This window comes from Nonomuraea sp. ZG12 (assembly GCF_052068115.1).
Classification (GTDB): domain Bacteria; phylum Actinomycetota; class Actinomycetes; order Streptosporangiales; family Streptosporangiaceae; genus Nonomuraea.
Genome location: NZ_JBQHCW010000037.1, coordinates 41,457 through 64,616, shown reverse-complemented (window position 1 = coordinate 64,616; position 23,160 = coordinate 41,457). Strand labels below are relative to the sequence as shown.

The 23,160-nt window shown below is 71.5% G+C and carries 22 protein-coding genes; 14 read left to right on the top strand and 8 right to left on the bottom strand.

From position 1 onward, the window contains the following. On the bottom strand, positions 1–713 hold a 713-nt coding region (locus tag ACTMTF_RS45960), incomplete at its 3' end, for a cytochrome c oxidase subunit I (RefSeq protein ID WP_441116398.1). Positions 714–875: 162 nt separating this feature from the next. On the opposite strand from ACTMTF_RS45960, the gene ACTMTF_RS45955 reads away from it, so the two are divergent. Together ACTMTF_RS45955 and ACTMTF_RS45950 are read left to right on the top strand one after the other, a co-directional pair. Beyond that, positions 876–1,712 carry an LLM class F420-dependent oxidoreductase gene (locus tag ACTMTF_RS45955; protein WP_441116397.1) on the top strand — a complete coding sequence of 279 codons (837 nt, stop codon included), beginning with the start codon at positions 876–878 and terminating at the stop codon, positions 1,710–1,712. 63 nt (positions 1,713–1,775) lie between these two features. Continuing rightward, positions 1,776–2,978, top strand: a complete 1,203-nt coding sequence (locus ACTMTF_RS45950; protein ID WP_441116396.1) for an aminotransferase class I/II-fold pyridoxal phosphate-dependent enzyme — start codon at positions 1,776–1,778, stop codon at positions 2,976–2,978. Positions 2,979–3,007: 29 nt separating this feature from the next. Here ACTMTF_RS45950 and ACTMTF_RS45945 read toward each other — a convergent pair whose 3' ends face one another. After that, a complete protein-coding gene (locus ACTMTF_RS45945) occupies positions 3,008–3,529 on the bottom strand; it encodes a hypothetical protein (protein ID WP_441116395.1) in 522 nt (173 codons plus the stop codon). 100 nt (positions 3,530–3,629) lie between these two features. Between ACTMTF_RS45945 and ACTMTF_RS45940 the strand changes: the two genes are divergently transcribed. The 7 genes from ACTMTF_RS45940 (at position 3,630) to ACTMTF_RS45910 (ending at position 14,466) form a co-directional block, all read left to right on the top strand. After that, the gene (locus ACTMTF_RS45940) at positions 3,630–4,991 is read left to right on the top strand and encodes an FAD-binding oxidoreductase (protein WP_441116394.1); all 1,362 of its coding nucleotides are present in this window, start codon (positions 3,630–3,632) and stop codon (positions 4,989–4,991) included. Between the two features lie 179 nt (positions 4,992–5,170). Continuing rightward, on the top strand, positions 5,171–7,612 hold the full coding sequence (locus ACTMTF_RS45935; RefSeq protein WP_441116393.1) for a protein kinase domain-containing protein: 2,442 nt from the start codon (positions 5,171–5,173) through the stop codon (positions 7,610–7,612). A 160-nt stretch (positions 7,613–7,772) separates the two neighbouring features. Next, positions 7,773–8,405 (top strand): TetR/AcrR family transcriptional regulator, encoded by a 633-nt coding sequence (locus ACTMTF_RS45930; protein WP_441116392.1) that lies wholly within the window; start codon positions 7,773–7,775, stop codon positions 8,403–8,405. Positions 8,406–8,458: 53 nt separating this feature from the next. Then, positions 8,459–9,991 (top strand): acyl-CoA carboxylase subunit beta, encoded by a 1,533-nt coding sequence (locus ACTMTF_RS45925; RefSeq protein WP_441116401.1) that lies wholly within the window; start codon positions 8,459–8,461, stop codon positions 9,989–9,991. Continuing rightward, positions 9,988–11,991 carry an ATP-binding protein gene (locus ACTMTF_RS45920; RefSeq protein ID WP_441116391.1) on the top strand — a complete coding sequence of 668 codons (2,004 nt, stop codon included), beginning with the start codon at positions 9,988–9,990 and terminating at the stop codon, positions 11,989–11,991. Before ACTMTF_RS45925 ends, ACTMTF_RS45920 begins: the two co-directional genes overlap by 4 nt. Continuing rightward, entirely contained in the window at positions 11,988–12,752 is a 765-nt protein-coding gene (locus ACTMTF_RS45915; protein WP_441116390.1) for an enoyl-CoA hydratase-related protein, read from the top strand. The genes ACTMTF_RS45920 and ACTMTF_RS45915 overlap by 4 nt, the downstream gene beginning before the upstream one ends. Then, the gene (locus ACTMTF_RS45910; RefSeq protein WP_441116389.1) at positions 12,742–14,466 is read left to right on the top strand and encodes an acyclic terpene utilization AtuA family protein; all 1,725 of its coding nucleotides are present in this window, start codon (positions 12,742–12,744) and stop codon (positions 14,464–14,466) included. The genes ACTMTF_RS45915 and ACTMTF_RS45910 overlap by 11 nt, the downstream gene beginning before the upstream one ends. Positions 14,467–14,477: 11 nt before the next feature. On the opposite strand, the gene ACTMTF_RS45905 is transcribed toward ACTMTF_RS45910, so the two are convergent. Then, the gene (locus tag ACTMTF_RS45905; RefSeq protein ID WP_441116388.1) at positions 14,478–15,365 is read right to left on the bottom strand and encodes an ROK family protein; all 888 of its coding nucleotides are present in this window, start codon (positions 15,363–15,365) and stop codon (positions 14,478–14,480) included. A 62-nt stretch (positions 15,366–15,427) separates the two neighbouring features. Here ACTMTF_RS45905 and ACTMTF_RS45900 point away from each other — a divergent pair, with 62 nt between their 5' ends. The 5 genes from ACTMTF_RS45900 (at position 15,428) to ACTMTF_RS45880 (ending at position 18,911) form a co-directional block, all read left to right on the top strand. Beyond that, positions 15,428–16,234, top strand: a complete 807-nt coding sequence (locus ACTMTF_RS45900) for a GNAT family N-acetyltransferase (protein WP_441116387.1) — start codon at positions 15,428–15,430, stop codon at positions 16,232–16,234. Positions 16,235–16,295: 61 nt separating this feature from the next. Further along, positions 16,296–17,318 (top strand): phosphotransferase family protein, encoded by a 1,023-nt coding sequence (locus tag ACTMTF_RS45895; RefSeq protein WP_441116386.1) that lies wholly within the window; start codon positions 16,296–16,298, stop codon positions 17,316–17,318. Between the two features lie 101 nt (positions 17,319–17,419). Beyond that, the gene (locus ACTMTF_RS45890) at positions 17,420–17,671 is read left to right on the top strand and encodes a hypothetical protein (RefSeq protein ID WP_441116385.1); all 252 of its coding nucleotides are present in this window, start codon (positions 17,420–17,422) and stop codon (positions 17,669–17,671) included. A 58-nt stretch (positions 17,672–17,729) separates the two neighbouring features. Then, positions 17,730–18,581, top strand: a complete 852-nt coding sequence (locus ACTMTF_RS45885; protein WP_397002121.1) for a helix-turn-helix domain-containing protein — start codon at positions 17,730–17,732, stop codon at positions 18,579–18,581. Positions 18,582–18,644: 63 nt separating this feature from the next. Next, positions 18,645–18,911, top strand: coding sequence for a hypothetical protein (locus tag ACTMTF_RS45880; protein ID WP_397002123.1), 267 nt, complete (start codon positions 18,645–18,647; stop codon positions 18,909–18,911). Between the two features lie 18 nt (positions 18,912–18,929). On the opposite strand, the gene ACTMTF_RS45875 is transcribed toward ACTMTF_RS45880, so the two are convergent. The 5 genes from ACTMTF_RS45875 to pcaC all read right to left on the bottom strand — a co-directional run bounded on the left by ACTMTF_RS45875 (position 18,930) and on the right by pcaC (position 23,135). Next, positions 18,930–20,279 (bottom strand): sensor histidine kinase, encoded by a 1,350-nt coding sequence (locus ACTMTF_RS45875; protein WP_441116384.1) that lies wholly within the window; start codon positions 20,277–20,279, stop codon positions 18,930–18,932. Between the two features lie 11 nt (positions 20,280–20,290). Further along, entirely contained in the window at positions 20,291–20,986 is a 696-nt protein-coding gene (locus tag ACTMTF_RS45870) for a response regulator transcription factor (RefSeq protein WP_441116383.1), read from the bottom strand. Between the two features lie 71 nt (positions 20,987–21,057). After that, on the bottom strand, positions 21,058–21,771 hold the full coding sequence (locus ACTMTF_RS45865; RefSeq protein ID WP_441116382.1) for a GntR family transcriptional regulator: 714 nt from the start codon (positions 21,769–21,771) through the stop codon (positions 21,058–21,060). Positions 21,772–21,808: 37 nt separating this feature from the next. Beyond that, complete coding sequence (locus ACTMTF_RS45860) at positions 21,809–22,747, bottom strand: NAD(P)-dependent oxidoreductase (RefSeq protein WP_441116381.1); 939 nt, start codon at positions 22,745–22,747, stop codon at positions 21,809–21,811. Further along, on the bottom strand, positions 22,740–23,135 hold the full coding sequence (gene pcaC, locus ACTMTF_RS45855) for a 4-carboxymuconolactone decarboxylase (protein WP_441116380.1): 396 nt from the start codon (positions 23,133–23,135) through the stop codon (positions 22,740–22,742). The genes ACTMTF_RS45860 and pcaC overlap by 8 nt, the downstream gene beginning before the upstream one ends. Positions 23,136–23,160 lie beyond the last annotated feature (25 nt).

The window sequence follows — 23,160 nt, the reverse complement described above, 5'->3', positions numbered from 1 at the left end:
AAGACGTGGGTGCCGAACTTGCGGTCCGACTCCAGCGCCAGCAGCGCGGCGGCCAGCACCGGGAAGGCCATCAGCACCATCATCGAGGTCAGCAGCACGTTCCAGCAGAAGATGGGCATCCTGAACATGGTCATGCCGGGCGCGCGCATGCCGATGATCGTGGTGATGAAGTTGACCGAGCCGAGGATCGTGCCGAGCCCGCTCAGCGCCAGGCCCATGATCCACAGGTCGCCGCCGACGCCGGGCGAGTAGGTGGCCGTCGACAGCGGCGTGTAGCCGAACCAGCCGAAGTCCGCCGCACCGCCCGGCGTGAAGAACCCGGCCACCGCGATCAGCCCGCCGAACAGGAACAGCCAGTACGCGACCGCGTTCAGCCTCGGGAAGGCCACGTCCGGCGCGCCGATCTGCAACGGCATGATCACGTTGGCGAACCCGGCGAACAGCGGCGTCGCGAAGAGCAGCAGCATGATCGTGCCGTGCATGGTGAACAGCTGGTTGTACTGCTGCGCGTCGACCAGCTGCATCCCCGGCTGCACCAGCTCGGCCCGGATGATCACCGCCATGACCCCGGCCGCGAGGAAGAACCCGAAGGAGGTGATGAGGTACAGATAACCGATGACCTTGTGGTCGGTGGTCGTCAGCCAGGACACGATCACGGTCCCGGTCCGGCGGCTCCTGGCCTGCTCGATCGAGGTCTCGCGGACGCTGGTCACGGCTGCTCCCTCCCTGCGAGGTACGGGCTGCCCCTATGCCCCCATTTCACGCCAACCATCGCCCCGCGAACAGGGGAAGTTCGCCCGCATGCGTCGCCGGCATGGCTGCCATGCGAGATCGTCGCTGGTCGACCGTCCCGCCACGCCCTAGCATCGGCGTACATGTCGCTGACCATCGGGTTGTACCTGTCGGCCGGCTCGGCCACCGCCGGCCCTCGGGGGTGCGCGCGGATCGCCGCCCTGGCCGAGGACCTCGGCTACGACTCGCTCTGGGCTCCGGACCATGTGGTGCTGCCGGACCCCCGGGTGGAGCCCTCACCGCTCGACCCGCACATTCCCCTGCTCGACCCGGTGGTGCTGCTGACGTTCCTGGCCGCGCGCACCGAGCGGATCCTGCTGGCCACCGGCTGCGTGGTGCTGCCGCAGCGCAACCCGCTGGTCCTGGCCCAGCAGCTGGCCGCCGTGGACGTGCTGAGCGGCGGCAGGCTGGTGTTCGGCGCCGCGTCCGGCTACCTGGAGCCGGAGCTGCGCGCGCTGGGCGTCCCACCGGCCGAGCGGGGGACGCGTATGGAGGAGTACCTGCGGGCCATCCGATCCCTGTGGGAGGACGACCGGCCCGCCTTTCACGGCCGCCACGTCGACTTCCGGGACGTCAACGCCTACCCGAGGCCGGTCGCCAGGCCGGTGCCGGTGGTGCTGGGCGGAAACTCGCGGATCGCCCACCGCAGGGCCGCCGCGCTGGCCGACGGCTGGTACGGCTGGATGCTGGGCCTGCGCGCCACCGCCGAGCAGGTCGCCTCAGTACGCGAGCACGCGGCGGCGGCCGGGCGGCCGTTGCACATCTCGGTGACCCCGGCCCGCCGCCTCGATCCCGGCATCGTCCAGTCCTACGCCGGTCTCGGCGTGGACCGGCTCATCGTGGCGGCCGAGGCGGGCCTGCCCCTGGACGAGCTGGAGCGCTTCGTGGAGCGCAACGCGCCGGACCGGCTCCTGACCTGAGGCCCGGTGCGCGGGCGGCGTCTTCTATCCTTCGTATCCGACCCGATCGGAGGAGAAGACCTCGTGAACGCCTCGCGTGACTATGCCGCCCTCGTCCAGCGTGGACTCTCGCTCGACCTCACCAGGGGCAAGCCGTCACCGCGCCAGCTGGACCTCTCCAACGACATGCTGAGGCTGCCGTCGTCCTACCTCACGGCCGGCGGCGCCGACGCGCGCAACTACGGCGACCTGCAGGGGCTGCCGGAGCTGCGGGCCCTGTTCGGGCCGCTGCTGCAGGTCCCGGCGGCACAGCTCGTCGTCGGCGGCAACGCCAGCCTGGCGATGATGCACGACACGATCGTGCACGCGCTGCTCAGCCGGATGCCGGGCGCGGCCCGCCGCTGGGTCGAGGAGCCGAAGATCACCTTCCTCTGCCCCGTCCCCGGCTATGACCGGCATTTCACCATCTGCGAGCAGTTCGGGATCACCATGGTCCCGGTGCCGATGAACGCGGACGGTCCCGACATGGACGTGGTCGAGCGCCTGGTCGCCGAGGACGCGAGCGTCAAGGGCATCTGGTGCGTGCCCAAGTACAGCAACCCGACCGGCATCGTCTACAGCGACGAGACCGTGCGCCGGCTCGCCGCCATGCCCACCGCCGCCCCCGACTTCCGCGTCTTCTGGGACAACGCCTACGCGGTGCACCACCTCACCGACACGCCCGTGGAGCTGGCCGACCTGCTGGCGCTCAGCGCCGAGCACGGCGATCCCGACCGCGTCCTCGTCTACGGCTCCACCTCCAAGGTGACCCTGGCGGGCTCCGGCGTGGCCTTCTTCGGCTCCTCCCCGGCGAACGTCGAATGGTTCCTGGCCGGTGCCCGCAAGCAGACGATCGGCCCGGACAAGCTCAACCAGCTCCGCCACGTGGAGTTCCTGCGCGACGCCGAGGGCGTGGCCGCGCACATGCGCAAGCACGCCGAGCTGATCGGGCCCAAGTTCGAGACCGTGGACCGGGTGCTGGCCAAGGAGCTCGGCGACCTGGCCACCTGGACCAGCCCGAAGGGCGGCTACTTCGTCAGCCTGCAGGTGCCGCGCGCCGCCGAGGTGGTGGCCAGGGCCAAGGCCGCCGGGATCGCGCTGACCCCGGCCGGCGCCACCCACCCCTACGGCACGGACCCGGGTGACAGCACGATCAGGATCGCGCCCACCTACCCGAGCCTGGAGGAGCTGGAGCAGGCCATCACCGGCCTGGCCGTCTGCGTCCGCCTGGTCGCGGAGGAAGCCTGAAACAGGGCCGGGGTGCGAAAGCCGTACCCTCAGGTGCGCTTTCTGTAGCCGAAGATGTACTCGCGCGTCTCGCTCGGATGGAACGAGACGCCGACCTCCGGCTCGAACGCGACGTTGTCGCGGGGGCAGTAGTAGAGGCCCTCCCAGACGGCGAGGGCCTGCTCCCTGGCCGGGCCCTCGGCGTGGTCGGTCTTGCGCGCGCCGCGCGCGCCGAGCACGAACAGCAGCCCGAACCCCCACAGGAACCCGGTCAGGCAGAACGGCGCGAGCAGCACCTCGCCCCAGCCCGAGTCCTTGCCCATCGCGAGCACCAGCGCCAGCACCAGGTGCACCAGGGCGCCGAGCAGGAGCAGCAGGTAGCCCTGGTTCCTGGCCCACGGGTTGTAGTGGCGGCTGGGGAACGACAGCCAGACCGCGAGCTGGGTGCGGCTCATCAGGTGCTTGGAGGCGCCCAGCGCGGGCGCGGTGGGCAGGTCCGCCACCTGCCGCTCCCCTGGCAGCCTGACCCTGCCGATCCGGTACGTGGTGCCCGCCGCCACCGCTCCCGGCACCGAAACGACCTGGTCTACCTGCCCACACACCGGACACTTCGCTTCCACCTGGGCAGTCTGGCCGTAAGGCTCCGTCCGCGCAAACCGTAAGGTTTCTCATGTGAGACCCATTGACGCCCTGGTGAAGTCCCTGCCCGACGGCCGTGTGCTGACCGATCCCGACGTGACCGATTCCTATGCCCGTGACCGCACCTTCGTGGAGCCCGGCAAGCCGATCGGCGTGGTGCTGGCCGCCTCCCGTGACGACGTGGTGACCACGCTGCGCTGGGCGAGCGAGCACCGGGTGCCGGTGGTGCCGCGCGGCGCGGGCACCGGGCTGGCGGGCGCCGCCACGGCGAGCGAGGGGGCGCTGATCCTCTCGCTGGCCAGGATGACCGCGATCAGGGAGCTGTCGCCGGCGGACGAGATCGCCGTGGTCGAGCCGGGAGTGATCACCGCCGACCTGGACAGGGCCGCCCGGGAGCACGGGCTGATGTACGCGCCGGACCCCTCGTCGTACGAGATCTCCACGATCGGCGGAAACCTGGCGACGAACGCGGGCGGGCTGCGCTGCGTCAAGTACGGCGTCACCCGCGACTCCGCGCTCGGCCTGGAGGTCGTGCTGGCCGACGGCCGGATCCTCGACACCGGCCGGCGCACCATGAAGGGCGTCACCGGCTACGACCTGACCGGGCTGTTCGTCGGCTCGGAGGGCACCCTCGGCGTGATCACCGCGGCCACCGTGCGGCTGCGCCCGGCGCCCGCGGCGCCTCCCGCGACGTTCGCCGCGGAGTTCGGCTCGCTGCGCGAGGCGGGCGCGGCCGTGTCGGCGATCATGGCGGCCGGGTGCCAGCCGTCGCTGATGGAGCTGCTGGACCGTGGCACGCTGGAGGCCATCGACGACTGGCGCAACATCGGCCTGGAGGCAGGCACGATGGCCATGCTGATCGGGCAGTCCGACGCCTCCGACGCCCAGGTCACGGCCGAGCGGATGGAGCGCCTCTGCCTCGACAACGGCGCCTCCTTCGTCGCCGTCTCCACCAGCCCGCAGGAGACCGAGGAGCTGATCGGGCTGCGCCGGATGGCCTACGAGGCCAAGGAGCGGCTCGGCGCGTGCCTGGTGGAGGACGTCTGCGTGCCCCGCTCGGTGCTGCCTGAGATGATCACCGCCATCGAGGCCGCCGGCGCGCGGCACGGGGTGCGGATCTGCACGGTCGCGCACGCGGGCGACGGCAACCTGCACCCGGTCTTCATCTTCGACCACGGTACGGCCGAGCCGCCGGCCGAGGTGTGGGCCGCCGCGGACGAGGTGTTCACCCGCGCGCTGGAGCTGGGCGGCACGCTCACCGGCGAGCACGGTGTCGGGCTGCTCAAACAGCGCTGGCTCGCGCTCGAATCCGGACCAGTGGCCCAAGATGTGCAGAAGGGAATCAAAGCCGTATTTGACCCTCTGGGGCTTCTCAACCCAGGAAAGGCCATCTGATCAGCGATCATCCCACTGTTCACCAAGCCGTGACCTAACCTCCTCATACGGACTCGACCTGCACAGAAACGCTGACATGTCAGCGTCAAAGATGAATGATCTGCCAGGTGAGGCTACGTACCAAAGGTCACGCTGGTACGGTCTTGCCCCAACGATCGTTTCTGTTATGGGGGGCAGGGGTGAGTCAGTTCCAGCCGTTGGCGTCGGACGACCCGCGACGACTGGGCGAGTACGACATCATCGCCCGGCTCGGCGAGGGCGGCCAGGGGATCGTCTATCTCGGCAAGTCCGGCTCGGGAGAGCAGGTGGCGGTCAAGCTCCTGCACCACGCCCTCGTGGCCGATCCCGACGCGCGCACCAGATTCCTGCGCGAGGTGGCCGTGGCGCAGCGGGTGGCCAGGTTCTGCACCGCCACCGTGCTGCACGCCGACCTCGAAGGCAGCCGGCCGTACATCGTCAGCGAGTACGTGCCCGGCCCCTCCCTGCGTGAGCTCGTCATCAACGAGGGGCCGCGCCGGGGGGCCGCCCTCGAACGCCTGGCGATCAGCACCGCCACCGCCCTGGCGGCCATCCACCGGGCCGGGATCCTGCACCGCGACTTCAAGCCCGCCAACGTGCTCATGGGCCCCGAGGGCCCGGTCGTGATCGACTTCGGCATCGCCCGCGCCCTGGACTCCCCCACCGCCACCGCCACCGGCATGGCGATGGGCACGCCCTCCTTCCTGGCGCCCGAGCAGCTCACCGGGACGTCGGCGATCTCCGAGGCCGCGGACGTGTTCGCGTGGGGCGTCACCATGGTGTTCGCCGCCACCGGCAAGCCCGCCTTCGGCTCCGACTCCATCCCCGTGGTGATGCACCGGATCCTGAACGAGGAGCCGCAGCTCGGCAGGATGGAAGGGGCGCTGGCGGACCTGGTGGCCGCCTGCCTGTCCAAGGACCCTACGCAGCGGCCCACGGCCGACCAGCTCATCATCGAGCTCACCGGGCAGCCCGTACCCAAGGCCGCCGTCGAACCGGTGACCGGTCCGGCGACCCAGCAGCCCGCCGGCCCGCACGCCTTCGCCGCTCCCCACCCCACGGTCCAGCAGGGCGGCGCGGAGGACAAGCCCGCCGCGGGCTACACACCCCAGGCGACCGCGTACGGCCGGCACAACCCGAACGCCCCCGTCGGCGGCTCCGGCTCCCAGGCGGGGCCGGCCGGCCAGGAGGGTTCTGGGGGCTCGGGGTCTCAAGGCGGCTCCAAGGTACAGTTCCCGCCGTGGCCGCAGGCGGGTGGCCAGCCTGACGCCCCGCCGCAGACCGGCCCCTACGGCCAGGCTCCGGCACCCGGCGCAGCGGGCCCCACGGTGGTCGCCGCCCCGTCGACCTTCGGCCCCGGCACACCGCAGGGACCCGGCACGCCGCCCGGCAGCGCACCTGGCATGCCATCCGCGCCCGGCATGCCGCCCGGCGGCGCACCCGGCATGGGTGGCGGGAACGGTCAGCCGGGGATGCCCGGTGGGCCGCCTGGAATGCCGCCCCACGACGGGCACCCGTCCGGCGCCGGAATGCCCCCAGGCGCTCCCCAGCAGCCCGGTGCAGCCCAGGGAGGTCCGCAGGCGGGACCGTTCCCAGGAGGCCACGGCCCAGGGCCCCAGGGTCACGTAGCCCACGGCCCAGGCCCTCAAGGCCCCGCAGGACATGGCGGAGGCCCTCAAGGCCCCGGAGGGCACGGCCCGGGATCGCAGCTGCCCGGTGTTCATGGCCCAGGATCCCAGCAGTCCGGTGGTCACGGGCCGGGCTCTCAGGGGCCCGGAGGGCACGGGCCGGGAGGCCGGGGACCGGGTCAGCCTGGTGGGCGGCCCGATGGTGGAGCGGGGTCGAAGCAGCGCCGTACGCTGACCTTCGCTCTTTCGGGCGCCGCCGCGGCGGCGCTGCTCGTCGTGGCCGGCGCTGTGGTGGTGCAGGCGAACTCGGGCGCGCAGAAGGTGCTGCCCGTGGGCGTCACCTCCGAGGTGTCCCCCACGATCCTCCCGTCCGCCGAGCTGCCGGTGGACACCTCGACCCCGGATCCGTCGAGCGTCCCCGACCTGGACGTGGACCAGCCCAAGCCCACCAAGACCAGGACCAGGCCCCGCAACGACGCCCTGGCCCAGGTGCCGGACCCGGTCGCGGTGCCTTCGCGGAAGCCGACGGCCCGCCCGACGCGGAGTCCGTCCCCGTCGCCCACGAAGACGACCAAGCGGCCGGCGAGGAAGAAGAACCAGATCGAGCCGGGCACCGAGCCGACGGGGACGCCGACGCCCACCATCGTGCAGAACCCGCACCAGCCGTCAGTGGTGTGCGGCGCCGGCTACAAGGTGATCGCCAGGCAACCTCTGGGCGACAAGGCGACCGTCTTCCTGCTCTACCACCCCGGTCTGGCCAAGAACTGCGTGGTCACCATGTCGCGCCTGATCTATCCGACCAAGATTCACATGAACGCGATCCTGCAGGTCAAGGGTGGAGCCAGCGCGAGCAACCCCGGCAGGTTCAGCGCCTACGCCGGACCGATCCGCCTGTCGGCCCCCAAGAAGTGCGTCATCTGGGGCGGCACCTGGGAGAACCTGACCTGGAAGTCCGGCTGGAGCCACTGCGGCTGACACCCGCTGCCCGGCCAGGCCGGCGCCCGCTTCTCATTCGGGGCCGCTCTCCATCTGCTGGAGGGCGGCCCTTTCACCGTGATGGGCCGGAGTTCGCCGCTGGCGAGCCGGGCACCTCGCTCTCTTCTCAGAACGGCCACAGGCGGCTACCGTAGTTGACGTGATCGTCAGGTCCAGTGTGCTGACCTCCCGGGGCAGGCGGACGCGTGCCGCGCTCCTGCGGGCGGGGAGGGAGGCGTTCGAGGAGCACGGCTACGACACCGTGCGGATCGACGACGTCTGCGCGCGGGCCGGGGTGTCGCATGGCACCTTCTACACCTACTTCGACTCCAAGGAGTCCCTGTTCGCCGAGGTGGCGGGGGCGGCCATGGGTGAGATGTTCGCGGCGAGCGTCGTGGGACCGTCCGCGCCCGCCGAGCCGTACGCCCGCATCGAGGCCGCCAACCGGCTCTACCTGCGCGCCTGGTCGGCGAACTCCCGGCTGATGCGGACGCTGGAGCACGCGGCCACCGCCGACGACCGGTTCGGCCGGCTGCTCCTGGAGCTCCGCGAGGTCTTCGTACGGCGCGGCGCCGACGGGGTGCGACGCCTGCAGGAGCAGGGCCTGGCCGACCCCACGCTCGATCCCCGGCTGACGGCGGTCATGCTGGGCGGCATGGTCGAGCACTTCGCGCACGTATGGCTGGACCTGGGCGAGCAGGCGGACGAGGAGGCGGCCGTGGACCACCTGTCCCGGCTCTGGGCCCGAGCCATCGGCCTGACGCTCCCGTCACGTACGGAGGAGGACGCGTGATCGTCAGCAGGCTGGACACGAGCGACGGCGACCATCCGCGGCGCCGGGAGGCGATGCTGGCCAAGCTGGCCAAGCTCGACGCCGAGCACGCCAAGGCGGTCGCCGGCGGCGGGACGAAGTACGTCGAGCGGCATCGCGGCCGGGGCAAGCTGCTCGCCCGGGAGCGCGTCGAGCTGCTCGTGGATCCGGACTCGCCGTTCCTGGAGCTGTCGCCGCTGGCCGCGTGGGGCAGCGAGTTCGCCGTCGGCGCCGGCGTGGTCACCGGGATCGGCGTGATCGAGGGCGTCGAATGCGTGATCACCGCGAACGACCCCACGGTCAGGGGCGGCGCCTCGAACCCGTGGACCCTCAGGAAGACGCTGCGTGCCGCGGACATCGCCATGACGAACCGCCTGCCGTACGTCAACCTGGTGGAGAGCGGCGGCGCCGACCTGCCGACGCAGAAGGAGATCTTCATCCCGGGCGGCCGGATCTTCCGCGACCTGACGCGGCTGTCAGCCGCCGGGATCCCGACGATCGCGCTGGTCTTCGGCAACTCCACGGCCGGGGGCGCGTACGTGCCTGGGATGAGCGACTACGTGGTGATGGTGCGGGACCGGGCGAAAGTGTTCCTGGGCGGGCCGCCGCTGGTGAAGATGGCGACCGGCGAGGAGTCCGACGACGAGTCGCTCGGCGGGGCCGAGATGCACGCCAGGGTGAGCGGGCTGGCCGACTACCTGGCGGCCGACGAGCACGACGCGCTGCGCGTCGGGCGGCGGATCGTGCGCTCGCTCAACTGGCGCAAGCAGGGCGTCCGGCCACAGGCCGGGAGGGATCCGGTCTATCCGGTGGAGGAGCTGCTGGGGATCGTGCCGGAGGACCTGAAGGTCCCCTTCGACCCGCGCGAGGTGATCGCCCGGGTGGTGGACGGCAGCGAGTTCGAGGAGTTCAAGCCGGTGTACGGGGCCTCGCTGGTGACGGGATGGGCGCGGCTGCACGGCTATCCGGTGGGCATCCTGGCCAACGCGCGCGGCGTGCTGTTCAGCGAGGAGTCGCAGAAGGCCACCCAGTTCATCCAGCTCGCCAACCAGTCCCGCACACCACTGATCTTCCTGCAGAACACGACCGGTTACATGGTCGGCAAGGAGTACGAGCAGGGCGGCATCATCAAGCACGGCGCCATGATGATCAACGCGGTGTCGAACTCGACGGTGCCGCACCTGACGGTGGTGATGGGCGCCTCGTACGGGGCGGGCAACTACGGGATGTGCGGGCGGGCCTACGATCCCCGGTTCCTGTTCAGCTGGCCGAGCGCCAAGTCGGCGGTGATGGGCCCGGCGCAGCTCGCGGGGGTGCTGTCGATCGTCGGCCGCGCCTCGGCCGAGGCGCGCGGGCAGGTGTACGACGAGGAGGCGGACGCGGCGATGCGGGCGATGGTGGAGGCGCAGATCGAGGCGGAGTCGCTGCCGTTCTTCCTGTCCGGCAGGCTCTACGACGACGGGGTGATCGACCCGCGCGACACCCGGACGGTGCTCGGCCTGTGCCTGTCGGCGATCAACAGCGCCGCGGTGCCGGAGGCGGCGGGATTCGGGGTGTTCCGTCCGTGATCACACGTCTGCTGGTGGCGAACCGGGGCGAGATCGCCCGCCGGGTCTTCCGCACCTGCCGGGAGCTGGGCATCGAGACGGTGGCCGTCTTCTCCGACGCCGACGCCGGCGCGCCGCACACGGCCGAGGCCGACTACGCGGTGCGGCTGAGCGGCGTCAGGCCCGCCGACACCTACCTCGCCGTCGACCGGCTGCTGGCGGCCTGCCGCGCGTCGGGGGCGGACGCGGTGCATCCCGGCTACGGGTTCCTGTCGGAGAACGCGGCCTTCGCGCGGGCGGTGGTCGAGGCGGGGCTCACCTGGGTGGGCCCGCCGCCGGCCGCCATCGCCGCGATGGGCGTCAAGCTGACGGCCAAGCGCCTGATGTCCGAGGCCGGCGTCCCCACCCTCCCGTCGCTGGCCGAGACGGCCGACGGCGAGCTGACGGACGGTGAGCCGGCGGACGGGGCTCCGGGATGGGAGTTCCCGGTGCTGGTGAAGGCCGTCGCCGGCGGGGGCGGCCGGGGCATGCGGGTGGTGCGCGCCCCGGGCGAGCTGGCGCGGCAGGTGGCGTCCGCGCACCGGGAGTCCCTGGCGGCCTTCGGCGACGGCGGCGTGTTCGTCGAGCCCCTGCTGGAGGGCGCCCGGCACATCGAGGTGCAGGTCCTGGCCGACACGCACGGCACGGTGTGGGCGCTCGGCGAGCGGGAGTGCAGCATCCAGCGCAGGCACCAGAAGGTCGTGGAGGAGTGCCCCTCCCCCGGCGTCACCCCGGCAATGCGGGCCCGCCTGGAGGAGGCCGCGGTCCGGGCCGCCCGCGCGATCGGCTACGTGGGCGCGGGGACGGTCGAGTTCCTGGTCAGGGGCGAGCAGGTGGCGTTCCTGGAGATGAACACGCGCCTGCAGGTCGAACACCCGGTGACGGAGCTGGTGTACGGGGTGGACCTGGTGCGGTGGCAGCTGGAGGTGGCCGAGGGCGCGGCCCTGCCGCCGGAGCCGCCGCGGCCGGTCGGGCACGCCGTGGAGGTGCGGCTGTACGCCGAGGACCGGGCCTACCTGCCGCAGTCGGGCGTGCTGCACCGGTTCGAGGTGTCCGGGCAGGTCAGGGTGGACTCGGGGGTGGAGAGCGGGTCGGTCGTGTCGTCCCATTACGACCCGATGCTGGCAAAGATCATCGGGTACGGCGCGGGGCGCGGTGAGGCGGTGCGCAAGGTGGTCTCCGCACTGCGGCGGGCCCGGATCCACGGGCTCACCACGAACCGCGACCTTCTTCTCGACATCCTGAAAAATCGGGACTTCGAGGTGGGTGACACTCATACCGGATTCCTCGACCAGCACGCGTTCCCGGGCGACGGCCCGCCCGACGAGCTGGCCGTGCTGGCGGCGGCCCTCGCGACGGCCGCAGCCAACCGGGACCGCGCCCCGGTCCTGGGGAGCCTGCCCGCCGGGTGGCGCAACGTCCGCTCCCAGGCGCGGGTGGCCCGCTTCGAGGAGGCCGAGGTGGTCTACGACCCGCCACCCGCCGGGGTCCGCGTGATCGAGACGGTCCGGGCAACCCCAGCGGACGACTCCGCGCCGTACAAAGAGGAAGAATCCACCACCGCGCCACACAAGCCGGACAGCTCCGCCGTCGGGCCGTACAGAGTGGTCCTCGAACGGGGTGGCGTGCGGCACGCCTTCGAGGTGTCCGGCTACGACGACGGCAGGGTGGACGGCAGGGTGTACGTGGACTCCGCCGCGGGCGGGGTCGCGCTGACGCCGGTGCCGCGGCTGCCGGAGCCGGTGGAGCAGGTCACGCCGGGTTCGCTGCTCGCGCCGATGCCGGGCAGCGTGCTGCGGGTGGAGGTGACCCAGGGCGAGCGCGTGGTGAAGGGGCAGCCGGTCCTGGTGCTCGAAGCGATGAAGATGGAGCACCTGATCGCCGCCCCGGCCGACGGCTTCGTCGCGGAGGTGCACGTCGAGAAGGGCCGGCAGGTCGACGCCGGAGCCGTGCTGGCGATCATTCAGGAGGGGGACGCATGACACGCCTGGTCCACAGAGAGGTCGCGGACGGGATCGCGACGATCACCCTGGACTCGCCGCCGAACCGCAACGCGCTGTCCGTGCGCCTGCTCGGCGACCTGGCGGACGCCCTTGAGCGGGCGCTGGCCGAGCCACAGGCGCGGGTGATCGTGCTGACCGGAACAGGCCCGGTGTTCTGCTCGGGCGCGGACCTGAAGGAGCAGCGCAGGGACGCGCCGGTGACGGCGTCGTTCCCGGAGGTCCTGTCGCTCATCTGGGAGAGCCCGAAGCCGGTCGTCTGCCGACTGAACGGCACCGCCCGCGCCGGCGGCCTCGGCCTGGTGGCCGCCTGCGACTTCGCCATCGCGCCGCTGACGGCCTCGTTCGCGTTCACCGAGGTACGGCTCGGCGTCGCACCCGCGATGATCTCGGTGCCGGTGCTGAGGAGGCTGCAGCCGAGGGCCGCGGCGGAGTACTTCATGACCGGCGAGGTGTTCGACGCCGCCAGGGCGGTGGAGATCGGCCTGCTGACGCGGGCCGTGCCGCAGGAGGAGCTCGACGCGACGGTCGCCCACTACACCGGGATGCTGGTCAAGGGCGGCCCGGAGGCGCTGGCCATCACCAAGCGGCTCGTCCGGGACATCCCGGCGATCCCGTTCGAGGAGGGGTTGCGGCGGATGACCGAGTTGTCCGCCGAACGCTTCACGTCCGAGGAGGGTCAGGAGGGCATCGCCGCCTTCATGGCCAAGCGGCCGCCCCGCTGGGTCCCCGATGGCAGGTGAGTCCCCCCTGAAGATCGCCAACTGCAGCGGCTTCTACGGCGACCGGCTGTCGGCCGCCCGCGAGATGGTCGAGGGCGGTCCCATCGACGTGCTGACCGGCGACTGGCTGGCCGAGCTGACCATGCTCATCCTGGCCGGCAACCGGCTCAAGGGCCGCCCCGGCTACGCCCCGACGTTCCTGCGCCAGCTTGAGGACGTCCTCGGCCCCTGCCTGGATCGCGGCATCAAGATCGTGACGAACGCGGGCGGCCTGGACCCGGCCGGCTGCGCCGAAGCCGTCCACGAGCTCGCCGCCAGGCTCGGCCTGTCCCCCAAGGTCGCCCACGTGACCGGCGACGACCTCACGGGCCGCGATCTCGACCTGGTGAACGCCGACACCGGCGAGGAGCTGCACGCCACGCCGCTGACCGCGAACGCCTACCTGGGCGGCCGTCCCATCGCCGCCGCCCTGTCGGCGGGGGCCGACGTGGTGGTCACCGGCCGCGTCACGGACGCGGCGCTGGTGACGGGGCCGGGCATCTGGCGGTACGGCTGGCAGCCGGGCGACCTGGACCCGCTGGCGGGCTCGGTGGTCGCCGGCCACATCATCGAATGCGGCTGCCAGGCCACCGGCGGCAACTACGCCTTCTTCCAGGACGTGCCCGACCTGGCCCACTGCGGCTTCCCCATCGCCGAGCTGCACGCCGACGGCTCCAGCGTCATCACCAAGCACCCCGGCACGGGCGGGCTGGTCTCGATCGGCACGGTCACGGCCCAGCTCCTGTACGAGATCGCCGCGCCGCGCTATCCGGGCCCCGACGTGGTGGCCCGCTTCGACACCATCGGCCTGGCCGACGACGGGCCGGACCGGGTACGCGTCTCCGGCGTGCGCGGCGAGCCCCCGCCCGGCACCCTCAAGGTCGCGGTCAACCATCTGGCCGGCCATCGCAACACCATGACGCTGGTGCTGACCGGCCTGGACCTGGAGGCCAAGGCCCGCGTGGCCGAGGAGGCGATCTGGGCCAGGATCCCCAAGGACTCCTTCGACGAGGTCGACGTGACCCTGACGGACTCCGGCCTGCTCCGGATCACCGTCATGGACGCCGACCGGGACCGGGCCGGGCGGGCCTTCTCCGCCGCCGTGGTGGAGACGGGCCTGGCCAGCTACCCGGGCTTCTACAGCCTGACCCCGCCGGGCGCGGCCTCCCCGTACGGCGTCTACTGGCCGGTCCTGGTGCCCGCCTCCGAGGTGCACCCGCAGGTCTTCCTGGACGGCCGGCCCGTTCCTCAGGAGGTCCCCCTGCCCGGGGAGCCCATCCCCGAGGAGGTCGCCTTGGACGGGGAGCCCGCGCCTCGCGCCGCTCACGGGGAGTCCGAAGGGGCCGGCGAGCCTCGGGACGGGCGGCTCGTACGCGTCCCGCTGGGGCGCATCGCCGGGGCGCGCTCGGGAGACAAGGGCGGCAACGCCAACCTGGGCGTGTGGACCACCACCCCGGAGCAGTACGCCTGGCTGGCGGGCCACCTCACCACCGAACGCCTCAAGGACCTGCTCCCGGCCCTGGCCCCGCACCGCGTCGACCGCTACGAGCTGCCCAACCTCAACGCGCTCAACTTCGTCGTCCACGGCCTCCTCGGCAGAGGCGTGGCGGCGAGCCCTCGCATGGACCCCCAGGCCAAGGCCCTCGGCGAAGAGCTGCGAGCCCAGCAGGTGGACCTGCCGCGATCCCTGCTGTGAGCCGGCGGGGCTCAGGGGCGGGCCAGGGCGCGGAAGCCCAGGAGGCCGGCTCCGAGGAGCCCCGCGTCCGGGCCCAGCGCTGAGACGCGGACCGTGGGGGCGGGGCGGAAGGCCAGCCGGTCCCCGAGCCGCTCGCGCAGGGGGTCGAGCAGCAGGTCACCCGCCTGTGCGAGACCGCCGCCGATGACGATCAGCGCCGGGTCCAGCAGCAGCGTGTAGGTGGCCAGGGCCAGGGCCAGCGCCTCCACCGCCTCGCCCCAGACCGTGACGGCCCGGGGATCGCCCGCCGCCACCCGGCGGGCGACGTCGGCGGCGGAGGGCTCGCCGCAACGGCTCGCGATGGCCGACGCCGACGCGTACGCGGCCAGGCACCCGCGCTGTCCGCACGGGCACGGCAGACCATCCGGCCGGACCGGGACATGCCCGATCTGCCCGGCCCACCCGCCCGCCCCGCCGTACAGCGATCCCGCGAGTACGAGCGCGCCCGCGATCCCCGTCCCGACAGGCAGAAACAGGACATGCCCCGCCGCACCCCCGTACGCCAGTTCCGCCTCACCCGCGGCGCGCACGTCGTGGCCCAGGGCGATGGGGAGGGCGACGTCGGTGAAGGCCTCGGCGGGTACGTCCTTCCAGCCGAAGGCGGCCGAGTAGACGGCGCGGTCCGGGGTGACCAGGCCGGGCACGGCGAGGCCGACCGCCTCGGGATGGACCTGGCCGCCGTTCAGCGTGCGGGGGCGGGCCAGGTCCGTGACGAAGGCCGAGATGGCGGCGATCACCCGGGCGTGCCCCTCGGCTCGGGGAGTGGACCGGCGCTCGGCGTACAGAATCGTCCCGTCCTGAGCGATCAGGCCGCCCTTCATGGTCGTGCCACCGACGTCGACCGCCACCACGCATCGCATCCGCTCATGATCCACGATAATCGCGTTGAGCGCAGAGCCAGGAATGCAGGAGTATGTGCCACATGACCCCGCGCCGTCTCACCCTCGCCGACCTGGACGACTGCGGCCGGCTGGCCAAGGACCGGGGGTGGCTGCCGGAGCGGCACAAATGGGCGCTGCTGTTCGAGGTCGGTGAGGTGTACGGCATCGACGCGCCCGACGGCGACGGGCTGGCCTCGACGACCGTGCTGACCCGCTACGGCGCCGGCCACGCCGTGATCAGCATGGTGCTCACCGCCTCCCGCTACGGCAGGCGCGGCCTGGCCCGCGACCTGATGGCGCACGCGCTGGCGCAGGCCGGGGACCGGGTGGTGTCGCTGCACGCGACGGAGAACGGCCGGCCGCTGTACGAGACGCTCGGTTTCCGCACCGTCGGCCGGGTAGCCAAGCGCACCGGCGTCTTCCGTGGCGAGCCTTCGGGCCGGACGCGGGCCGCCACCGAGGCGGACCTCGGGGAGATCGTGGCGCTGGACGCCGAGGTGTACGGCACCGACAGGTCGGCGCTGCTGCGGCGCATGTTCGCCTTCGGCGAGCAGGTGCGCATCGCCGAAGGTGGTTTCGGTCACTGCTGGCGCAACGATGACAACGTGGTCGTCGGGCCCGTCGTGGCGCGCGACGAGGAGACGGCCAGGGCGCTGATCGGCGATCTGGCGCTGGACGCGGGCGGCGAGGTGCGGCTGGATCTCGATCTGGCCAAGGACGAGCTGGTGCGGTGGGCGGACGGGCACGGGATCGGCAGCCCGTGGGAGGTGTCGCTGATGGTCCGGGGCGGTGCCCTGCCCGGTGACCGGTCGCGGCAGTACCTGCCGTTCATGCAGGCCCTGGGTTGACCGGCCGAGCCGGGCTCTCGTAGGGTCACCGCTGATATTTTGTCCGGTCGAAAGGCAGTTCATGACCTCCACGCACATCGACGTGAGCGCCATCGATCTGGCGGCTCTCGGCGCCTGGATGGACGCGCAGGGACTGCCCGAGGGAGAGATCACCGGCGCGGCTCCGGTCCCCGGCGGCACCCAGAACGTCATGGTGCGCTTCGAGCGCGGCGGCAGGCCGTACATCCTGCGCAGGCCGCCCGTGCACGCCCGGCCGAAGAGCAACGACGTGCTGCGCCGCGAGGCGCGGGTGCTGGCCGCGCTGCGTGACACCCCGGTCGCGGCGCCCCGGCTGGTGGCGGCGCAGACCGAGGTGCGGTCGGAGCTGGAGCCGGTCTTCTATCTGATGGAACCGGTCGACGGGTTCAACCCGTCGATGGGACTGCCCGAGCCGCACGCCTCCGATCCGGCGATCCGCCACCGGATGGCGCTGGAGGCGGCCTCGGCGCTGGCCGAGCTGGGCCGGGTCGATCCGGACGTGCTGCCCGGCTTCGGCCGGCCGGAAGGATTCCTGGAGCGTCAGGTTCCGCGCTGGCTCAAGGAGCTCGACTCCTACGGCGAGCTCGACGGCTATCCGGGCCCGCGGATTCCGGGATTGCGGGAGACGGCCGCGTGGCTCGACGCGAACCGCCCGGCCACCTTCATGCCGGGGATCATGCACGGCGACTATCACTTCGCCAACCTGCTGTACGCCCACGACGGGCCCAGGGTGGCGGCCATCGTGGACTGGGAGATGTGCACGATCGGCGATCCGCTGGTCGATCTCGGCTGGCTGCTGGCCGTTCTGCCGTTGAGCGGTGAGCAGATCCCCGGCCTGGCGTCGCCGCGCGAGATCGTCGACTGCTATGCGGCGCTGTCGGAGCGCGACCTGTCGGCGATCGACTGGTATGCCGTGATGGCCTGTTTCAAGCTCGGCATCGTGCTGGAGGGCACGCACGCGCGCGCGTTCGCGGGCAAGGCGCCCAAGGACATCGGCGACGCGCTGCACGCCACCACCTTGAGCCTCTTCGAGCGCGCGGGCACCATCATGCGCAGCTCCCTCTAGACATAACGCCCATATTCCGAAATATCACGAAAAACGATCACAAGCCGCACCTTGCCTCGTACAATTGCGCGCAATTGCAGTGTTGTCGGGGAAGGATCGTCATGCGTATGCGGTTCCTGGGTTCCACGTCAGAGGCGGGCGCCTGCCCCACCTTGTACGAAACCGACCGGGGCACGATCGTGGTGCAGGGCCTTCGCGTGACCGACGCCGAGGCCCTTTCCGACTTACGCGACATTCTCGATGGCGAGGTCGCGGTCGAGGTGCCCCGCGAACTGCTCACCGAGATCGCCCGCCGGGTTCTGCCCGACGAATCGGCATCCGCTTTCCCAGTTAGGGGCCCCGCATCCGGTTGATCACGATTGTCCGGCCAAGGGTGGCATGATCCACGTGAGCGGTTTAGCCTCATCCGGCGTGACGTCCTTTCAGCAGGCGCGCATGGACCTCGGCGGCCGGCTCCGGCAGCTGCGCGAGGCAGCCCAGCTCTCGGGCAAGGACCTGGCCGAGAGGCTGCGCTGGCAGCCGTCCAAGGTCTCCCGCCTGGAGAACGCGCGGCAGACCGCGACGGAGGACGACGTCGTGGTCTGGGCCCAGGCGGTGGGGGCCGCAGGCGAGACGACGGACGACCTGATCGCCCAGGCGCTCGCGCTGCAGGAGCGGCACGACGGCTGGAAGCAACGCCACCGCAGCGGCCTGGCCGCCATCCAGGAGGACATGCGCGACCTGGAGGCGCGGACCAGGCTCTTCCGCGCGTTCGAGCCGGCCGTCATGGTCGGTCTGCTGCAGACGTCGGAGTACGCCCGGCACGTGTTCCGCAAGGTCAAGCGGCTGTACAGCGCCGCCGACCAGATCGACGCGGCGGTGCGGGTGCGGATGCAGCGCCAGGAGATCCTCTACGACCGCACCAGGACGTTCAGGTTCGTGATCTCCGAGGCGGTGCTGCACACCCGGCTGACCCCCGTCGACGTGATGCGCGGCCAGCTCGACCGGCTGCTGGCCGTCAGCACGCTGCCGAACGTGGAATTCGGCGTGATCCCTTTCACGCAGGAGCTGCCGTCGGCGCCCATGCACGGCTTCTGGATCTACAACGAGGCGATGGTGGGGGTGGGCACGATGACCAAGGAGCTGGTCATGCGCGACCCCGATGACATCGCGTTTTACGCGCGGGCCTTCGCCGATTACACAAAGGTAGCGAAGTTTGCAGAAGAGGGACGTGACGTCATCATTCGCGTCCTTGACGAATACCGCAAACAATCCTCACATTAATCTCGCAATTGCTTGCCCCCCGCCGCAAGATCGTGCAATTCTGACGCGAGACGGAGGTGACGCATGATGCTTGATACGGCGCTCTGCCTCGAGCGATTCGCCTGGTTCATCGGCCGCCACGCTGATCTGTCCGTGGAGGTTCTGGCACTCGCCAGTGACCCGGCCTACGTGTCCGTGCGTAACCGTTTCTCCGCCACTCTCATGGAAAGCGTGACGTGTTCGGAGAACGGCAGTTTCGTCACCTCGTGGGGATACCGGCTGGGCAGCACCGACGACGTGGAGTCCGCCGCCGCCCGCCTGGCCTTCCTCCTCGCCGCCATGCCCGCCTGACTCACTCCGGCCCTGCGCTCAGCCGGCCGCCTGCGGCCCTCCCGGCAGCTTCATCGTCGCGATGGTTCCCCCGCCGTCCGCGTTGTCCAGACTGACCACTCCCTCGGCCTCCGCCGCGGCCTGCGCGACGATCGCGAGGCCGAGCCCCGAACCCGGCAGGGAACGCGCCGACGGCGAGCGCCAGAACCGCTCGAAGACGTGCGGGAGCTCGTCCTCGGCTATCCCCGGCCCGTGGTCGCGGACCGTCAGCGTGCCCTCGTGCAGCACCACCTCGACCGCGCGGCCGGGGCTGAACTTGGCGGCGTTGTCGATGAGGTTGAGCACGGCCCGTTCCAGGGAGGCGGCGCTGCCGACGACGTACCACGGCGACAGCTCGGTGCTGACCTCGGCGCCGCGCAGTCTGGCCCGTTCCACGGCCGCCGTGACGACCTCGTGCAGGGGCAGCTCGACATGCGGCTCGTGGTCGGTGTCGCCGCGGGCGAGCTGCAGCAGGTCGCCGACCAGCGTGGTGAGCTCGGCGAACTGCGCCTTCACGTTCACCAGCAGCCGCTCCTTGGCGCCCGGGTCGAGGCTGCGGCCGGTCTGCTCACTGCGCAGCAGCAGGTCGATGTTGGTGCGCAGGGTGGTGAGCGGGGTGCGCAGCTCGTGCCCGGCGTCGGCGACGAGCTGCTGCTGGCGGACGCGGGATCCGGCCAGGGCGGCGGTCATGGCGTTGAAGGAGGCGCTCAGCCGGGCGATCTCGTCGCTGCCCTCCACCGGGATGCGGGTGGTGAGGTCCTCGGTCTGCGCGATGTGCTCGACCGCCCTGGTCAGGCGGCCCACCGGGCGCAGCGCCGCCCGCGAGACGAGCAGCCCGGCCGTCGCGGCGACGAGAACGCCGAGCGCGGCGACGATCACCAGCATGACCGACACCCTGCGCAGGGTGCCGCGTAGCTCGTTCAGGGGCCTGGCGATGACGAACGCCGCGTTCTGGTCGACGTTCTTGACCAGAACGCGGATGGGCCTGCCGTTGTCGGCGTGGCCGTCGTAGACCTCCTCCTGGCCACGGTAGCCGCCCGCGATCTTCTTCTCCCGATGGGTGACCTTGACCGCGGTGTTGCCCATGACGCAGCGGCTGCCGTCCGGGAAGACGATCTGCATGGGCTCGGGGAAGGGCGGATAGTCCTCGTCGGCCGGAGTGGTGACCGGATTCGGCGAGCAGTCCTTCACCGCCTTGTCCATCAGCTTCCACGGCACGCGGATGTCCCTGAGTGACTGGTTGAGCTGCCACGACAGCTCCCGCTGGACGAAGTACCAGCAGCCCACCGCCGAGACCGCGACCGCGATCGCCACCGCCGCCGCGACCAGCAGGGTGAGTCGCGAGCGCATGCTGCGAGCTCTCACGTAGTGCCTCTGAGCACATAGCCGACGCCCCGCACGGTGTGGATCAGCCGGGTCTGGCCGCCGGCCTCGGTCTTCCGCCGCAGGTACATCACGTATACGTCCAGCGAATTGGACGACGGCTCGAAGTCGAACCCCCACACCTCGGCCAGGATCTGGTCCCGCGTCAGCACCTGACGCGGGTGCGCCAGGAACAGCTCCATCAGCAGATACTCGGTCCTGGTGAGGTCCAGGCGCCGCTCGCCCCTGGTGACCTCCCGGGTCGCCGGGTCCATCTTCAGGTCGCCGAAGGACAGCGTCGGCTCAGGCTCCCCGGCGCTCAACGCGCCGCGCCGCAGCAGCGCCCGTACGCGTGCCAGCAGCTCGTCCAGCTCGAACGGCTTCACCAGGTAGTCGTCGGCCCCCGCGTCCAGCCCCGACACCCGGTCACCGACGGCGTCGCGGGCCGTCAGCATGAGCACCGGCACGTGGTCGCCCGCCGCCCTGAGCCTGCGACAGGCGGTCAGCCCGTCGAGCCTCGGCATCATGACATCGAGCAGCACCGCGTCGTACGGCGTGCGCGCCAGCTCCTCCAGCGCCGCCTGCCCGTCGTTGGCGGTGACGACCTGGTAGCCCTCGAACTCCAGGCTCGACTGAAGCGCCTCGCGCAGTGCGGGCTCGTCGTCCACCACCAGCAACCGTGCCAGCTCGCTCATGCCCCAACGCTAGAGCAACATTCTGAGAACCCGATGAAGGGGGATGGCCGTCGGGTGCGAGCGCCGTACCGTCAGCCTGCGGCCCTTTCGGCCGCCAGCGCCTTGAGGCCGGTCGCCGCCGCGTTGTTCAGGTGCTCGACGCACAGGCGGGTCGCCTCATCGGCGTCGCGGGCCGCGATCGCGGCGACGAGCGCGCGGATCTCCGCGATGACGTGCACCGACCGTCCCGGCTGGGACAGCGAGGTGGCGCGCAGAAGACGCACGCGGGCTTGGACCCCGCCGAGGATGTCCTGGATGGTCGGGCTCGCGGCGCCTTCGAGGAGAACGTCGTAGAAGCGGTCCTTGGCCTGCAGGAGGGCCAGCATGTCGCCGTCGCCCAGGGCCACCCTCTCCATCTCGTCGACCGTGGCCCGGAGCGCGTCGACGCTCGCTTCCGAGGCGCGCTCGATGAAGCGCCGCACGGCCAGGGACTCCAGGGAGGCGCGGACCGCGTAGAGGTCCTGCGCCTCCACCGGAGACGGCGCGTAGACGACCGCGCCTTTCTGCGGTATCACCACCACGAGGCCTTCGGCGGTGAGCTCGCGGAGCACTTCACGGATCGTCGTGCGGGAGACGCCGATCTGCTCGATCAGCTCGCGTTCGACCAGCCGCTCTCCGGGCTTGAGGTCGAAGTTGAGGATGGCGTGCCGCAGGCCTTCCAGCACCTGCTCGCGTAGCGGAGCGGCGACGCGCCCCACACGGATGCCGCTCAGCGCGCCGGTCGTATGATTCTCGGTGCTCGCCACCATGCCAGCCTACGGCCTGACGATCGTACGATCCAAGTCAATCATCGGCCTTCTCGCCCTCCGCTTCGAGCCAGCGCACGATCTCGGTATGGTCGGCCTCCGCGGGCAGTCGCTCGGCCGCGTGGGCCCACAGCTCGACGGCCGCCTCGCCGAGGCGGGACGGCCGTCCCGTGGCGTCCGCCAGCCCCACGGCGATGCGCATGTCCTTGAGCATCAGCCGCAGCCCGAAACCGGAGTCGAAGCCGCGGTCGAGGATGAAACGCGGCCATTTGGTCTCCGTGGATCCGCTGCGGCCGCTTGAGCCGTTGATCGCCTCCAGCATCACCGCCGGATCCAGCCCGAACTCCTGGCCGGCCAGCATCGCTTCGGAGGTGGCCAGCAGGTGCGTGGCCGACAGCAGGTTGTTGAGCGCCTTGAGGGCGTGCCCGGCGCCGGCCGGACCCACGTGCAGGATCTTCCCGCCGAGGATGCCGAGCATCGCGTGCACGGCCGCGACCGCCTCCGGCGGCCCGCCGGCCATGATGGTCAGGCTCCCGTCCCGGGCGCCCCGCACGCCGCCGGAGACGGGCGCGTCGACCACCGGAACACCGCGATCCGCGGCCGTCCTCGCCAGCTCACGGGTCCGCAGGGGCTCCGAGGAGCCCATGTCGATCAGGACCGTGCCCGGCGCCATGCGGTCGAGCAGGCCGGCGTCGAAGAGCACGGAGTGGACCACGGCCGAGTTCGGCAGCATCAGCACGACGGCGTCGGCTCCGTCGGCCACCTCCGCCACCGTCTCGACGACCGTGGCGCCGGTGGACTCGGCGAGGAGTGCGCGCGCCTCGGGGGATACGTCGTACCCGCGCACGACGTATCCCCTCTCGGCCAGCCGTCCCGCCATCGGGGACCCCATGTTGCCCAGCCCGACGAATCCCACGACCGCGCCGGGGCCCACGATCGTCTCGCCCGGTTCGTCGTTCACCGGTGCGTCATTCATGCGTGCGAACCTCCTCGAGCACCTTCTCCGCGACGCGGAAGGACTCCAGCGCGGCGGGCGCCCCGCAGTAGACCGCGGTCTGCAGGAGGGTCTCCTGGATCTCCTCTTCCGTGCATCCGTTGGTCACCGCGCCCCGCACGTGCACGGCGAACTCGTGCATCCGGCCGAGCGCCGTGAGCATGGCCAGGTTCAGCAGGCTGCGGGTCCTGCGGTCGAGTCCGTCACGGGTCCAGATCTCACCCCAGGCGTACTCGGTGACCAACTCCTGCATGGGGCGCGCGAACTCGCTCACCCGCGCGAGCGAGCGATCGACGTGCTCGGCGCCCAGAACCTCGCGCCGCGTCTGTAGACCGCGATCGAAACGTCCGTCGGCCTGCTGGTCGGTCATTCAGGTATCCCCTCTGATGGAGAGC